At 73.4% G+C, this 12,236-nt stretch carries 16 protein-coding genes; 4 read left to right on the forward strand and 12 right to left on the reverse strand.

Translation table 11 applies throughout. The features are described from left to right. Positions 1-8: 8 nt before the first annotated feature. Together ACFXMG_RS32605 and ACFXMG_RS32610 are read right to left on the reverse strand one after the other, a co-directional pair. Positions 9-779, reverse strand: a complete 771-nt coding sequence (locus ACFXMG_RS32605) for an amino acid ABC transporter ATP-binding protein (RefSeq protein WP_383825130.1) — start codon at positions 777-779, stop codon at positions 9-11. 134 nt (positions 780-913) lie between these two features. Beyond that, entirely contained in the window at positions 914-1,732 is an 819-nt protein-coding gene (locus ACFXMG_RS32610; protein ID WP_383825127.1) for an alpha/beta hydrolase, read from the reverse strand. A gap of 84 nt (positions 1,733-1,816) precedes the next feature. Here ACFXMG_RS32610 and ACFXMG_RS32615 point away from each other — a divergent pair, with 84 nt between their 5' ends. The 3 genes from ACFXMG_RS32615 to ACFXMG_RS32625 all read left to right on the forward strand — a co-directional run bounded on the left by ACFXMG_RS32615 (position 1,817) and on the right by ACFXMG_RS32625 (position 4,180). Then, positions 1,817-2,275 (forward strand): Crp/Fnr family transcriptional regulator, encoded by a 459-nt coding sequence (locus ACFXMG_RS32615; RefSeq protein WP_383825125.1) that lies wholly within the window; start codon positions 1,817-1,819, stop codon positions 2,273-2,275. A gap of 110 nt (positions 2,276-2,385) precedes the next feature. Continuing rightward, on the forward strand, positions 2,386-2,754 hold the full coding sequence (locus tag ACFXMG_RS32620) for a DUF6114 domain-containing protein (RefSeq protein ID WP_383825122.1): 369 nt from the start codon (positions 2,386-2,388) through the stop codon (positions 2,752-2,754). A gap of 85 nt (positions 2,755-2,839) precedes the next feature. Then, positions 2,840-4,180 carry a carboxyl transferase domain-containing protein gene (locus ACFXMG_RS32625; RefSeq protein WP_383825119.1) on the forward strand — a complete coding sequence of 447 codons (1,341 nt, stop codon included), beginning with the start codon at positions 2,840-2,842 and terminating at the stop codon, positions 4,178-4,180. Positions 4,181-4,184: 4 nt separating this feature from the next. Here ACFXMG_RS32625 and ACFXMG_RS32630 read toward each other — a convergent pair whose 3' ends face one another. From ACFXMG_RS32630 to ACFXMG_RS32665, 8 genes are all read right to left on the reverse strand, one after another. Next, positions 4,185-4,508: a plasmid stabilization protein gene (locus ACFXMG_RS32630; RefSeq protein ID WP_383825116.1), complete on the reverse strand. Its 324-nt coding sequence runs from the start codon at positions 4,506-4,508 to the stop codon at positions 4,185-4,187. Positions 4,509-4,529: 21 nt separating this feature from the next. Next, on the reverse strand, positions 4,530-4,922 hold the full coding sequence (locus tag ACFXMG_RS32635) for a DUF3040 domain-containing protein (RefSeq protein WP_383825113.1): 393 nt from the start codon (positions 4,920-4,922) through the stop codon (positions 4,530-4,532). Positions 4,923-5,002: 80 nt separating this feature from the next. After that, a complete protein-coding gene (locus tag ACFXMG_RS32640) occupies positions 5,003-5,284 on the reverse strand; it encodes an ATP-binding protein (protein ID WP_383825110.1) in 282 nt (93 codons plus the stop codon). 288 nt (positions 5,285-5,572) lie between these two features. Beyond that, positions 5,573-6,043, reverse strand: coding sequence for an ATP-binding protein (locus tag ACFXMG_RS32645; protein ID WP_383825107.1), 471 nt, complete (start codon positions 6,041-6,043; stop codon positions 5,573-5,575). 29 nt (positions 6,044-6,072) lie between these two features. After that, positions 6,073-6,540, reverse strand: coding sequence for an STAS domain-containing protein (locus tag ACFXMG_RS32650; protein WP_383825104.1), 468 nt, complete (start codon positions 6,538-6,540; stop codon positions 6,073-6,075). Positions 6,541-6,606: 66 nt separating this feature from the next. Next, entirely contained in the window at positions 6,607-7,824 is a 1,218-nt protein-coding gene (locus ACFXMG_RS32655) for an oxygenase MpaB family protein (RefSeq protein ID WP_383825102.1), read from the reverse strand. A 17-nt stretch (positions 7,825-7,841) separates the two neighbouring features. Beyond that, on the reverse strand, positions 7,842-8,921 hold the full coding sequence (locus tag ACFXMG_RS32660) for a polyprenyl synthetase family protein (protein ID WP_383825099.1): 1,080 nt from the start codon (positions 8,919-8,921) through the stop codon (positions 7,842-7,844). Next, complete coding sequence (locus ACFXMG_RS32665) at positions 8,914-9,240, reverse strand: polyprenyl synthetase (RefSeq protein WP_383825097.1); 327 nt, start codon at positions 9,238-9,240, stop codon at positions 8,914-8,916. The genes ACFXMG_RS32660 and ACFXMG_RS32665 overlap by 8 nt, the downstream gene beginning before the upstream one ends. A gap of 271 nt (positions 9,241-9,511) precedes the next feature. Here ACFXMG_RS32665 and ACFXMG_RS32670 point away from each other — a divergent pair, with 271 nt between their 5' ends. Then, positions 9,512-9,697 carry a hypothetical protein gene (locus ACFXMG_RS32670; RefSeq protein ID WP_383825094.1) on the forward strand — a complete coding sequence of 62 codons (186 nt, stop codon included), beginning with the start codon at positions 9,512-9,514 and terminating at the stop codon, positions 9,695-9,697. On the opposite strand, the gene ACFXMG_RS32675 is transcribed toward ACFXMG_RS32670, so the two are convergent. Beyond that, on the reverse strand, positions 9,631-11,283 hold the full coding sequence (locus ACFXMG_RS32675; protein WP_383825091.1) for a glycosyl hydrolase family 8: 1,653 nt from the start codon (positions 11,281-11,283) through the stop codon (positions 9,631-9,633). The genes ACFXMG_RS32670 and ACFXMG_RS32675 overlap by 67 nt on opposite strands. Positions 11,284-11,447: 164 nt before the next feature. After that, positions 11,448-12,221 (reverse strand): alpha/beta fold hydrolase, encoded by a 774-nt coding sequence (locus ACFXMG_RS32680; RefSeq protein WP_383825088.1) that lies wholly within the window; start codon positions 12,219-12,221, stop codon positions 11,448-11,450. Positions 12,222-12,236 lie beyond the last annotated feature (15 nt).

Here is a 12,236-nt window from a genome sequence, read left to right on the forward strand (position 1 = left end):
GTGGGGGGTCAGTGGTGGAGGATCTTGGAGAGGAAGTCCCGGGCGCGGGCGCTGCGCGGGTTGTCGAAGAACTCCTCGGGTGTGGTCTCCTCGACGATCCGCCCGTCGGACATGAAGACGACGCGGTTGGCGGCGGAGCGGGCGAAGCCCATCTCGTGGGTGACGACGACCATGGTCATGCCGTCGCGGGCGAGCTGCTGCATGACTTCCAGGACCTCGTTGATCATCTCGGGGTCGAGGGCGGAGGTCGGTTCGTCGAAGAGCATCACCTTCGGGTCCATGGCGAGGGCGCGGGCGATGGCGACGCGCTGCTGCTGGCCGCCGGAGAGCTGGGCCGGGTACTTCTCGGCCTGGGCGGCGACGCCGACCCGGTCGAGGAGGGCGCGGGCCCGTTCCTCGGCGCTCGCGCGGTCCTTCTTGCGGACCTTGATCTGTCCCAGGGTGACGTTGTCCAGGACGGTCTTGTGGGCGAAGAGGTTGAAGGACTGGAAGACCATGCCGACGTCGGCGCGCAGCCGGGCCAGCTCCTTGCCCTCGGCGGGCAGGGGCTTGCCGTCGATGCGGATCTCGCCGCTGTCGATGGTCTCCAGGCGGTTGATCGCCCGGCAGAGGGTGGACTTCCCGGACCCGGAGGGTCCGATCACGACGACGACCTCGCCGCGTCTGATGGTGAGGTCGATGGCCTGGAGGACGTGGAGGGTCCCGAAGTGCTTGTCGACCCGGCGCAGGACGACGAGCGCGTCGCCGTCGTCCGGGACGGGCACTTCCGGGACGGGCATGTCACCCTCCTGGCTCACGCCCCCTTCTGCCGTTCCCTCCTCGGTCTCATGCTCCGCCCTGCGCCGCCGGGGCGCACGCCGGGCGGGGTGGGGTGAGGGTGCGGGGAGGGTGCGGTGAGGGGTACGGCGCTCGGTCAGGCGGTTTCCGTGACGGCGAGGTCGATCAGGTCGCAGATGTCTCCCGGGCGGGAGGCGAGGGAGGCGTGGGAGGCGTCGAGCTCGACGGTCCTGCGGGGGTTCATGCGGGCGGCCATGCGGCGTTCGTTGTCGGGGTGGATCATGCGGTCCTCGGTGGAGACCTGGTACCAGGTGGGCTTGGAGCGCCAGGCGGGGGCGGTGACGGTGTCGCCGAAGGTGGAGCCGAGCGGTGCCTTCTGCGTGACGGCCATGACGAGGGCCTCGTCCGCGTCGAGGTCCTGGGCGAAGCTCTCCCGGAAGGCGTCCTGCCGGATCCAGAGGTAGCCGTCGGAATCGGGGGCGATGGCCTCGAAGGCGGCCGGCGGGTGCTCCTGGGTGAGCTGTCCGGGGCTCTCCCCCGCGTCGGGCGCGAAGGCGGCGACGTACACGAGGCCGGTGACGTTCGGCAGGTCGCCGGCCTCGGTGATGACGGCTCCGCCGTAGGAGTGGCCGACGAGGAGGACGGGGCCTTCGATCTGCCGGACCATCTTGCGGGTGCGTTCGGCGTCGTCGGCGAGGGAGGTGAGGGGGTTCTCGACGGCGTGCAGCCGGTCGTGGCCCCGGCGGTGGAGCTCGACGACGACCTTGGCCCAGTGGGCGGCGCCGCCCCAGAAACCGTGGACGAGGACGATGCTGGGCTTGTCTGCCATGACGGTGTTTCCGTTCTCGCTGCGGATGTACGGGTCCCGCCCCGGGGCGACGCTACGGCCGGCGGTGTCGGCCCGCACGTCCGCCGCGCACCCGCCGCGCGCCCCGTCCACCGCCCGGACGTCCACCGCGCGGACGTACGCCGACTGCGCTCCGGGCGTGCTGGGCGGACACTGGGAGCGGAGGCGTACGCGCGAGGAGGAGGGCCCGTCATGAGGAGTGCCGCACCCAAGGTCAGCATGCTGCCGGCGGAGCACCGCGAGCGGTTGATGGCCTTCGCCGAGGACGTGTACTTCGAGTCCGGGGACCGGCTCTTCGAGGAGCAGCGTCACGCGGACCGCTTCTGGATCGTGAAGACAGGCGCGGTGAACCTGGACGCCAAGGTGCCGGGGCGGGGGTCGCCCGTGATCGAGACCCTGCGCCACGGCGAGCTGGTGGGCCTGTCCTGGCTGTTCCCGCCCTACCTGTGCCAGTCGGGCGCGGAGGCGATGACCCCAGTCCGGGCGTACGAGTTCGACGCGACGGCGGTCCGCTCGATGTGCCACACGGACGGCGAGTTCGGATCGGCCGTGTACTTCTGGGTCGGCTCGATCCTGGCCCACCGGCTCCAGGTGACCCGGGTACGACTCCTCGACCTGTACGCGCCGCACGGCAGCGGGATCATGGCCTGAGGCGTGGGGCTCGCTGTCGCACGGGCGTTGACCTCTTGCGGTGGCGGTCGTACGGTCCGGACGGCTTGCCCGCCCCGTACCGCTCCTCCGCCGACGTCAGGAGCACGCCCATGGCCCCGTCCCCCGCGAGCACGGCACCCGGCCTCCGGCCCCGGTGGAGAGCCTGGCGGTGCAGGCGACCGTTCGGCGCGGGACTCCTCCTCGTCCTGGGCGGCGCCGAGATCCTGCTGGTCCAGCGTGCTGGTCCCACCGACCTCCTCTCGGCCGACATCCGCTCTCTCGTGCCGCTGGCGATGGCCGCCTGCGGGCTGCTGCTCCTGTGCGACCCGCGCCGACGGCGCCTGTACGCCGTGGTCGGCGTCCTCGCCTCGCTGGCGTCCTGGGTGGCGTCCGACCTCGGCGGCTTCCTGCTGGGGGCGACGCTCGGGGTGGTGGGCGGCGCGCTGGCGCTGGGGCGGCCGGTGAGGGGGGCCGCGTGATGTCTGCCGCAGTGGGTGCGGGGGGCGGTTCTTGGGGGCTACTCGGCGGTACGGTGACGGGATCCGGCGGGGGTGGGAGGCTCTGGTGGCGGTGGCTGGGAGTGCGCGGGAGTCGCTGGGGGTTGTTGTCGATGATTTCGACGGACTTCCCTTTGCCGAGGGGGCGTTCGGGGGTGACGGGCCGCTCGGATGGAGTGGGTACGGGCGGTCGCGGGGGGCGGCTGCGGCGCGGTGTGGTGAGGACGAGTCGGTGGTCTGCGGTACCGGCACCGTGGGCGGGATCCGGACGGTGCTCGTCGCCTTCGAGTTCGGCTTTCTGGGGGGTTCCATCGGCGAGGGCGCCGGGGACCGGATCGCCGCCGCGCACGCGTACGCCCGGGAGCACCGGCTGCCGGTGACCGTGCTCCTGGCGACCGGCGGCAGCCGGATGCACGAGGGGATGCGGGCGCTGGTCCAGCTCCAGCGACTGGCCGGGGAGTCCGCGCTCACCCGGGCCGCGGGGCTGCCCCAGCTCGCGGTGCTGCGCGATCCGACGACCGGGGGCGGCTGGGCCACCCTCGGGGCCGGCTCCGACGTGGTGCTCGCGCTGCCGGGCGCGCAGGTCGGCTTCGCGGGCTCCCGGGTACGGCCGCCGGACGCCGACCCGGCCGCGTACACCGCCGCCTCCCAGCTCGCCCACGGGCACGTCGACGCGGTCGTCCCGGCCGAGGAGCTGCGCGAGGTCCTGGGCCGCTGGCTTTCGCTGCTGACCCGCCCCGCCGAGGGGCCGGTCCCGCCGCCGTACGCGCTCGGCGCCACCGAGCCCTCCGCGAGCGGGCGCGAGGCGGTGGCCCGCGCCCGCCACCCGGAGCGGCCCCGGGCCGACCGCTACCTCGCCGACGTCTTCACCGAGCGGGCGGAGCTCTCCGGCGACCGCGCCGGCGGCACCGATCCGGGCATGCGGTGCGGCTTCGGCCGCCTCCCGGACGGGCGTACGGTCGCGTACGCGGCGCAGTGCGGGACGGCGACCCGGCCGGCCGGCTTCCGCACCGCCGCCCGGCTGGTGCGGCTCGCGGGCCGACTCGGGATCCCGGTGCTGACGCTCATCGACACCCCGGGCGCCGCCAACGACGCCGAGGCCGAGCGGGCCGGCGCGGGCCCAGCGATCGCGGAGCTCTTCGGGGCGGTCGCGGAGGCCCGGGTCCCGGTCACCGCCCTGCTCATCGGCGAAGGGGGTTCCGGCGGCGCGCTGGCCCTGGCCGCGCCGGGCAACACCTGGGCGACCCCGGACTCGTACTTCTCCGTGATCGCCCCCGAACTCGCCACGGCCATCCTGAAACTGCCCCCGGAGGAGGCGGACACGACGGCCGACCGGCTGCGCCTGCGCCCGGAGGATCTCGTCGCGCTCGGGGTCGTACGGGGCGTGGTCGGCGGCCGGGTGACGTGATGGTTCAGTGGCCGAGCTCGCGTTTCAGTTCGGCCTTGTTCATGTGGGACCTGCCGTGGAGGTTCCGGCGCTGGGCCTCGGCGTAGAGCTGGTCGTAGGTGGGGCCCTGGGCGCCGCTGTGGGAGCGCTGTCCGCCGCGCCGTGCGGAGGACATGTCCTCGGTCGAGCTCTTGCTCGCCGTCTTCGACTCGCCCGCCCGGGCGCGTTCCTTGTTGACGGTGCGGGCGGCGATCTCCTTCGCCCGCTTCTGGCTCTCGCCGCGTTCCAGCGCGCTCTCCTTGATGTGTTCGTACTGCCTCTCGCGCTTGGCGTTCGATCCGCGGGGCATCGTGCGCTCCTTTCGGTCGGTTCAGTCGTCGTCGGGGCGGCCGGCGCCCGCGCGCCGCTGGAAGCGGCGGACCACGAGGCGCAGCAGCAGGGTCAGTGTCACCACCCAGGTGGCGGCGAAGCCCCAGATCAGGGCCGGGTTCAAGGTCGCCACGGCGAGGACGAGCAGGGCGAGCGTCGCGGCCCCGAACACCGCGGCGCCCAGACCGTCGCGGACCGCGATCCGGGGCCGGGGCAGGTGGAGGGAGGGCAGGTGGGCGGAGGACCGGTGTGGGGAGGGCCGGGGTGGGGCGGGTCGGTGCGGGGAGGACCGGCGTCCGGTCATGCGCCGGGCGAGGTCGTCGTCGGCGCTCAGGTCCTGCTCGATCTCGGCCAGTACGCGCCGTTCGTGCGCGGAGAGCCGGGCCTCGTCCATCGCGGGCACCTCCTCCGGTCCCGATCCCGCGCGGGGCGGGGTCGTCCCCCTACGGGGGCGGCTACCCGCTCCCGGCCCGCTCAGACGGACCGGGCGGCCTCTTGCGGGAAGCGGACCTCGCACCACACGGTCCTGCCCCGGCCGCGCGGCATCCAGCCCCAGTCCGAGGCCAGCCGGCGGCAGAGGAAGAGCCCGCCCGGGGAGTACCCACCCGGGGAGTGCCCGCCCTCCGCGAAGGGTGGGATCGGGCCGGTGTCGCTCACCTGGACCCAGACACCGTCCACGGAACGGTCCAGGCGGAGCTCGTACGTGACTCCCCTCCGGCGCGCCGCGTCCGCGACGAGCTCGGTGACGAGCAGCAAGACATCCCCGCCGGCCGTCCTCGCCGACGGAGTGAGCGGCCCGTACCAGTCCTCGACCGCCGCGGCCGCGAGGTCGCGGCACCGGCCGGCGGTCCCGGGCCCGGCACCGATCGCGTACCGACGGGTCCGCCGCCTTGCCGTCGCTTCTCTCTCGACTTCCCTCTCACGAGTCGCCATACAGAGCCACTGACCCGCTTGAAGGCGGTCAAACGGACCTCACCGGGAATCCTTCGGGCAGGACACGGAACCGACGGACCCGCACCCCTGCGCTTCGGGCCCTCGGCACGCTCAGGGGCGGCCTGCTGGACGGCGGCGCCACGGTGGACGCGACGGTTTGCCGACCTCCAGCCACACCACCTTGCCCGCCACCCCTGGCCCCCGGTCCGAGGAGCCCCAGTCGGTGGCCAGCCGGTCGAGGACCATCAGGCCGTGTCCGCCGGGCAGCGCGGGCGAGCGGGGCGGGAGGCGGTGGGGGTGTTCGGCGTTCCGGTCGGCGACCTCGACCCGGAGGAGTCCGTCCGCGTGCCGCAGGACGAACTCCTCCGGGCCGCCGCCGTGCAGGCAGGCGTTGGTGACGACCTCGGACACCAGCAGCAGGACGTCCTCGACGCGCTCGCGGACCATCGGGCTCTCGGCGGGGATCCAGCCCCAGTCGGCGAGCGCCCGGGCGGTGAAGTCGCGGCAGCGGGACACCGCGCCCGCGCTGCCCTGGAGCAGCAGCCTGCGGGTCTGCGCCGGTGCGCCGTCACCCTGGGTCATCCCGCCCTCCCGCACCACCGGCGGGCCCGTCAAGCCGAGCCCCCGGGACGGGCGCCGCCCGTCCCGTCGGCGTCGGTATCGCGGGCGGGGCTCTGGGCGTCGGCATCGGACGTCGCAGCGAGGGCCTCGCGGATGTCCGCGTACACCCGGAAGACGCGCAGGGCGCCGGTGATCTCGAACATGCGGTCCACCGGGGGGCGCAGCCCGGCCAGGTCCAGTTCGGCGCCCGCCTCCCGTGCGCGGGCGCGGGCTCTGAGCAGGAGGTTCAGGCCCGTGGAGTCGCAGAAGTCGAGGCCGGCGCAGTCGACGACGATCCGCGCCGCGTCGGCGTGCTTCTCCAGGGCGGTGCCGAGCGGCTCGACAGTGTCGTGGTCGAGTTCGCCGACCGGGACGACCACGACCGTCCCCCGGTCCCACGCGGGCCGTACGTCCAACCTGAACCGGGCGGGCCGGCCGGCGGGCGGACCGTTCCCGAGCGCTCCCTGCTCCCCGTCCATGGGCACCTCACCTTCACCGGGTGAGTCCATTTTCGGGCAGTACGCCCCACTCTGCGAGGAGAACCCTCAGCGCGGCTCGCCGGGGCCGGCCGTCGGGACCGTGACCGTGACCGGGGGCGGGGTCCAGCGGCGGTCGCGGGGCACGCCCGCGTCGACGCCGTACTCCTTCCTGAGGTGCTCGGGGATGGCGTAGTGCATCACTCGGCCCCGGGTGAGCGTGGACAGCTCGAAGACGGAGGTGAGGTGGCCGAGCCGGTCGAGCGCCCAGGCGGCGAACGGCGACGCGTCCTCCACCGACTCCAGGACGCCGAGCAGCGTGGGCAGCGCCTTCACCGCCGTGTCCCAGCGGCTGCGGGGCACATCGAGCCAGTCGCCGCAGGTGTCGCCGACGAGGTGGCGGATGAGGGCGGAGACGACCGGGTCGAAGAGGGTGCCGGGGACGACCTCCTCGTACAGGTCGATCAGCTGGCGGGTCAGCACGACGCCCTCCTCCGAGGGGCCCATGTGCCGCAGCAGGTAGAGGTCGAGGAAGGCGCGCGCCTCGTCGAGGGTCTTCGGTACGGCCGTCTGGTCGACGCCGAGGATCGCGCCGACGACCCGCCAGGCGTAGAGGTAGGACTCGGCGCCCTCGGTGGACATGTGGATGCCGAGCCGGTGGAGGCTGTCGAGGACGAGCATCGAGAAGAACATCTGCCCGCCGATCATGTCCTCCTGACAGATCGGCACCCCGTCGGCGGCGGTGTCCCAGCGGTCGGCGCGGACCAGGTGGTGGCGGATGGAGGCGTGCAGGAGGCGGACCTTCTGCGCGGCGGGCACGAACCGCCCGCCGGCCTCGAACGCGTCGGGCCGCATGAGGTAGGTGGTGAACTGGCCGGTCTCCGCCATGCGTTTGTTCGGGTAGTGCAGGCCGTGGGTGGCGGAGAGCAGCCGGGCCACGCGCGGGACGACGTAACAGGCGGGCATGGAGGCGAAGGAGAGCGCGGTGTTGATGTGGACGTGGTTGTCGGTGAAGAAGAGCCGGGCCTTCTCCATCTCGTTCCAGTCCACCCAGGCGGGCGGGACGGCCGTCGTCTCCAGGTACTCGCGGGCCACGTCGGGGAGGCCGGCGGGGAGTTCCTGGCCGGAGACGGAGACGTACCGCATGAGGGAGTTGAAGAGGCCGACCTCGCCGCGTTCGAAGAGGGTGGCGACGACGGCGTCGGCGAGCTCGTCGCCGCTGTGGCGCAGGGCGTCGAGGTCCGCCTCGGTGTACGAAACGGTCTGGTGGGAGTGGGAGTTGGTCACGGCGGGCGCTCCGGGGGTCAGTGGTGGCGGACGGCGGCGCGGTGGGCCAGGTCCGTGAGGGCGCGGTGGGCGGCGCCGGGCAGGTCGAGCTCGTCGAGGGTGCGTACGGCCTCCTCGACGCGGCCCGCGATCATCCGCTCGACCCGCTCGGGCGCGCCGAGCGCGGCCATCAGGGCGCGCACCTCGTGCAGTTCGGCGTCGGAGGGCGGGTCGTTGGGCGGCGCCTCCGGTGGGTGTCCGTCGAAGACGCGGCGCAGCAGGGCCTGTTGGGCGGGGTTCGCGGCGTGCCAGGTTTCGGCAAGGAGGACGGTGGGGCGGCGGGCGCGGAGGTCGTCGAGGGGCTCCTTGCCGGTGCGGGTGGGGTCGCCGAAGAGCCCGAGCAGGTCGTCGCGGAGCTGGAACGCCTCGCCGAGCGGTAGCCCGTAACGGGACAGCCCCTCGCGGAGCGCGGCGGGGGCTCCGGCGAGCAACGCGCCGAGGAGGAGGGGGTGTTCGACGGTGTACTTGGCGGTCTTGTAGCGGATCACCTTGAGGGAGGTGTCGGTGTCCGGGGGCCCGCCGGTGTGCAGGATCTCCAGGGCCTCGCCGGCGACGAGTTCGCGGGCGAGGGCCGCCCAGAGCGGCCGGCCGCGGGAGAGGTACGCGGCGGGCAGCCCGGACTCGGTGTAGAGACGGCCGGCGAGGGCCATCAGGTGGTCGCCGAGGAGGAGGGCGAGCGCGCGGGCGGCCGCCCGGGGGCGCCGACCGGTCCCCGTCGGCAGCGCCTCGAAGGCGTGGTGGGCGGTGGGGCGGCCGTGCCGGAGGGGGCTGTCGTCGATGAGGTCGTCGTGGACGACGGCCGCCGCGTGGACGAGTTCCATCGCGGCGGCGGCCCGCATCAGGGCGTCGCTGTCGGGCTGTCCGGCGGCGCGCCAGCCCCAGTAGCAGAAGGCGGCGCGGAGCCGTTTGCCGTGGCGGGCGGTGGCGCGCAGGGCCTCGGCGAGCGGGTCGAGCGCGTCGTCGACGGCGAGGAGTTCGGTGGCCTCGTCGTCGAGGAAGCCGGCGAGGACGGCGTCGGTACGGCTCTTGAACGCCTCCGGCGCCCAGACGTCACTCACCGAGGTCGTCGCCGGAGGCGACCTGGCCGGGGGTGGTGGCGGCGCGGCGGGCGGTGGCCTCGCGGGCCAGGATCTCCATGTGCGGGAGACCGCCGGAGCCGTCCCGGTCCGTGGCGAGGCGGTCGAGGGCGAGCCGGCCGCGGGCACGGAGGTCGGCGGCGGCGTCCTGGGCGAGCTCGGCGGAGTCGGCGCGGCCCAGGAGGGAGCGGAGGGATCCGGTGGCCGTACCGATCGCGTCCACCACGAGGTCGGCGAGACCGGCGGCCAGCAACAGGGCTTTTTCGTCAGGGCGTTCGCCCGGGGGCGTGGGGTGGGTCATGCCGGCCGGCTCCTGGAGGGTGGGGGTGGGACGCCCGAAGGGGGCGCGTACCGGGCCAGGATGGACCAGGGCGGGATGCGGTGCGGGGTCCGCTCACTCCTTCAGGTGATCATGAGCGGGAGTTCCGGCGGGGGGCGGCCGCGACCGTTCTTGAACTTTCCCCGCACCCCGTTCAGTTGGCGTTCCGTGATCCGTACACCCGCACGATTCGCACCCCGTTACGCCCTACGCCACCCCCGTACCGCTGCCGGAGGAGGACGGGCCGCGGGAGGTGTCCGTACGCCTCTCGGTCACCGACCCGGCCGACGGCGGCCGGGTCGTCTACGACCGCTCCACGCGGGTCACGCTGCGCAAGGTCACCCCGAACGGGGAGGGGGCCAGTTGGGGGGCTTACGGGACCCAGTGGTTGCCGGAGACCGTGATCATCGCCTGGAGCTGGATGCTCGCGGAGAAGTAGCTGCCGGTGTCGATCGGGGTGGCGACCATCTTGTTCCACAGGGCGTCGAGCCATGCCTGGCTGCCCGAGTCGGTCATGGCGGCGACGGCGAAGGGGGCGAAGAAGGCGGCCTCGCTGCCGGCGGAGATCTGGGTGCCGTTGAGCTTGTAGCCCATGGCGATCTTGTTCGGGTCGCCGCCGGTCTTCGACTTGATCCAGCCGTTCAACTTGCGGGCCGCCGCGAGGGACTTGGCGTCGCCGCTGGTCACGGCGTCGTCGGCGATGCGCCACGGGGTGCGGCAGGCGTTCCACCAGTACTGGCCGTCGTTCGGGTCCTCCAGGACCTGGCCGGGGGCCGGCTTGGGGCTGGTGGCGGTGTCGACGACGAAGTCGGGCAGCAGGCCGGTGCTCGGGGCGTAGCCGGACTGGAGGTTGGCGATCTGCGTCTGGTGGGCGGTGCGGACGGCGTCCCAGGTGGTGTCGCCGGTGGCCGTGCGGAAGGCGCGGAAGTGGTCGACCATCCAGTCCGAGGTGCGGGAGATGTAGTAGTACTGGTCGCCGGAGCTGGTCCAGTCGCCGAGCTTGAGGAGCTTGGTGGTGGCGTTCAGCTCGTCCTTCTTGATGGCGGCGATGTGCTTGAGGGCGAGCGCCTTGTAGTTGTACGTGCCGGCACTGCCCCACTGCTTGTCGGCGAGGAGCAGGCCGTAGGCGACGTCCATGTCGCCGTCGGTGGCGCCGTCGCCGCCGTTGACGCTGCGGCAGTTGACGTCCTGTTCGGCGGCGAGGAGGTCGGGGTTGATGGAGGAGGGGTGGTCGATCTTCCACTTGACCAGACCGTCGAAGATCTTCTTGGCGTCGGGGTCCGCGCCGGCCATGGTGGCGGCGATGACCATGCCGTAGCCCTGCGCCTCGGCGACGTACGGGTGGTCGGCGTCGGGCGAGATGACCTGGTACCAGCCGTTGCCGCAGTTCTGCCGGACGAAGGCCGACTTCCAGCGGTTGTAGTAGTCGACGACCTTCTGGTCGACGCCGGACTGGGCGCCGGAGGGCTTGAGCATGCCGGCGGCGTAGGGCTTGAGGTGGCTACCGAAGGGGACAGCGGGGCCGGTGCCGCCTCCGCCGCCGGTCGGGGAGCCGTAGACCTCGAACTCGTGGAGCGAGTAGCCGTACGGGGTGCCCCGCACGGTCCCGTACATGCGGACGTAGCGGCCGCTGCCGGAGACGGCGAGGTCGTCGACGGCGCCGTCGCCGGTCGTCGTCGAGTAGACGTCGGTCCAGGTGGAGCCGTCGGCCGAGGTCTGGACGCGGTAGGTCTTCGCGTACGCGGCCTCCCAGTCGAGCTTGACCCGGGAGAGGGTGTGGCCGGCTCCGAGGTCGATCCGGATCCACTGCGGATCGACGCCCTCCAGGCTGGCCCAGCGGGTGGCGGTGCTGCCGTCCACGGCGAGGCCCGGGGCGAACCCCGGACCCTCCACGGACGAGGAGGTCGCGGGCTTGCCCGCGGACACGAGGGCATCGGCGGCCTCGGCCTCGCGCTCGGGCAGGACGGCGAGGGGTACGGCCAGCAGAGCGGCGAGTCCGAGCGGGATGACGATTCGTCGGCGCATGACAACTCCCTTTCTCTTCAGGGCAATCGCTCGTTAGGAAACGTTCCTAACTATCGGCGCGCCGAGCGTAGAGAGCGGCAGGGGCCCCGCGCAAGCCCTCTGCGCGGGGCCCCTGCCTCGGCGAGGCGGACCTGGAGCCGTCTTGGCTACGCCGGCTCACTCGGCTATCCCGGCTGTCCCGGCAGCGCCAAGGCGCGGGCGAGGGCGATGGCGAAGCCCTCGGGGTTGTCGAGCATGAGGTTGTGACCTGCGGCGGGCACCTCCAGCACGGGCACGCCCATCGCCGCCGCCTGCTCCGCCGCCCGGTCCGGCAGACTCTTCTCCCCCACCAGGAACGCCCGCGGCAACGTCAGCCCGGCCAGCACGTCACCGGCCTCCGGATCGCTTCCCGCGACGAGCGCGACGGCGCTGCGGTGCACGGCTCGCGGGTCCGAGAGCCGCAGCCGCGCCGCGTAATCCGCCCGAGCGGCGAGCGCCAGCATCCGCCCGAACCCGCTCCGCACGAAGTCCTCCTCCGACTGCCGAGCCACCGGCCGACTGAACGCGCCTCCGCCCGCGTAAAGGTTCGGCTCCGCGACCACCAGCCGCCCGATCCGTCCGGGCCGGGCCGCCGCCAGGTGAATCGCGACGGCGCCGCCCATGGAGTGCCCGACGAGGTCGACGCGGGTCAGGTCGAGATGGTCGAGGAGTGCGGCGACGGCCGCGGCCTGCCCCTCCGGCCGGTAATCGAACCCGGCGGGCCGGTCACTGAACCCGTACCCGAGCAGGTCGACCAGGAGGGCCCGTCCGCCGCCCAGCGCCGGGTGGGTGGCGATGTGCGCGAAGTCGGAGGCGGCGGTGCAGCCGAGCCCGTGGAGGTAGACCCGGACGGGGCCTTCGCCAGGGAGATCGAGCCACCGGAGGTACGCCTGGTGATCCGTCAGGAAGAGTTCTTTCATGCGGTCAGCGTACGA

The organism is Streptomyces sp. NPDC059201, from assembly GCF_042754585.1.
In the GTDB taxonomy this organism is placed as follows: Bacteria; Actinomycetota; Actinomycetes; order Streptomycetales; family Streptomycetaceae; genus Streptomyces.

Coding starts and splice junctions, on each gene's coding strand:
- ACFXMG_RS32605 (WP_383825130.1), bottom strand. CDS start 779: ATGCCCGTCCCGGAAGTGCCCGTCCCGGACGACGGCGACGCGCTCGTC.
- ACFXMG_RS32615 (WP_383825125.1), top strand. CDS start 1,817: ATGAGGAGTGCCGCACCCAAGGTCAGCATGCTGCCGGCGGAGCACCGC.
- ACFXMG_RS32620 (WP_383825122.1), top strand. CDS start 2,386: ATGGCCCCGTCCCCCGCGAGCACGGCACCCGGCCTCCGGCCCCGGTGG.
- ACFXMG_RS32630 (WP_383825116.1), bottom strand. CDS start 4,508: ATGCCCCGCGGATCGAACGCCAAGCGCGAGAGGCAGTACGAACACATC.
- ACFXMG_RS32635 (WP_383825113.1), bottom strand. CDS start 4,922: ATGGACGAGGCCCGGCTCTCCGCGCACGAACGGCGCGTACTGGCCGAG.
- ACFXMG_RS32645 (WP_383825107.1), bottom strand. CDS start 6,043: ATGACCCAGGGTGACGGCGCACCGGCGCAGACCCGCAGGCTGCTGCTC.
- ACFXMG_RS32650 (WP_383825104.1), bottom strand. CDS start 6,540: ATGGACGGGGAGCAGGGAGCGCTCGGGAACGGTCCGCCCGCCGGCCGG.
- ACFXMG_RS32665 (WP_383825097.1), bottom strand. CDS start 9,240: ATGACCCACCCCACGCCCCCGGGCGAACGCCCTGACGAAAAAGCCCTG.
- ACFXMG_RS32675 (WP_383825091.1), bottom strand. CDS start 11,283: ATGCGCCGACGAATCGTCATCCCGCTCGGACTCGCCGCTCTGCTGGCC.
- ACFXMG_RS32680 (WP_383825088.1), bottom strand. CDS start 12,221: ATGAAAGAACTCTTCCTGACGGATCACCAGGCGTACCTCCGGTGGCTC.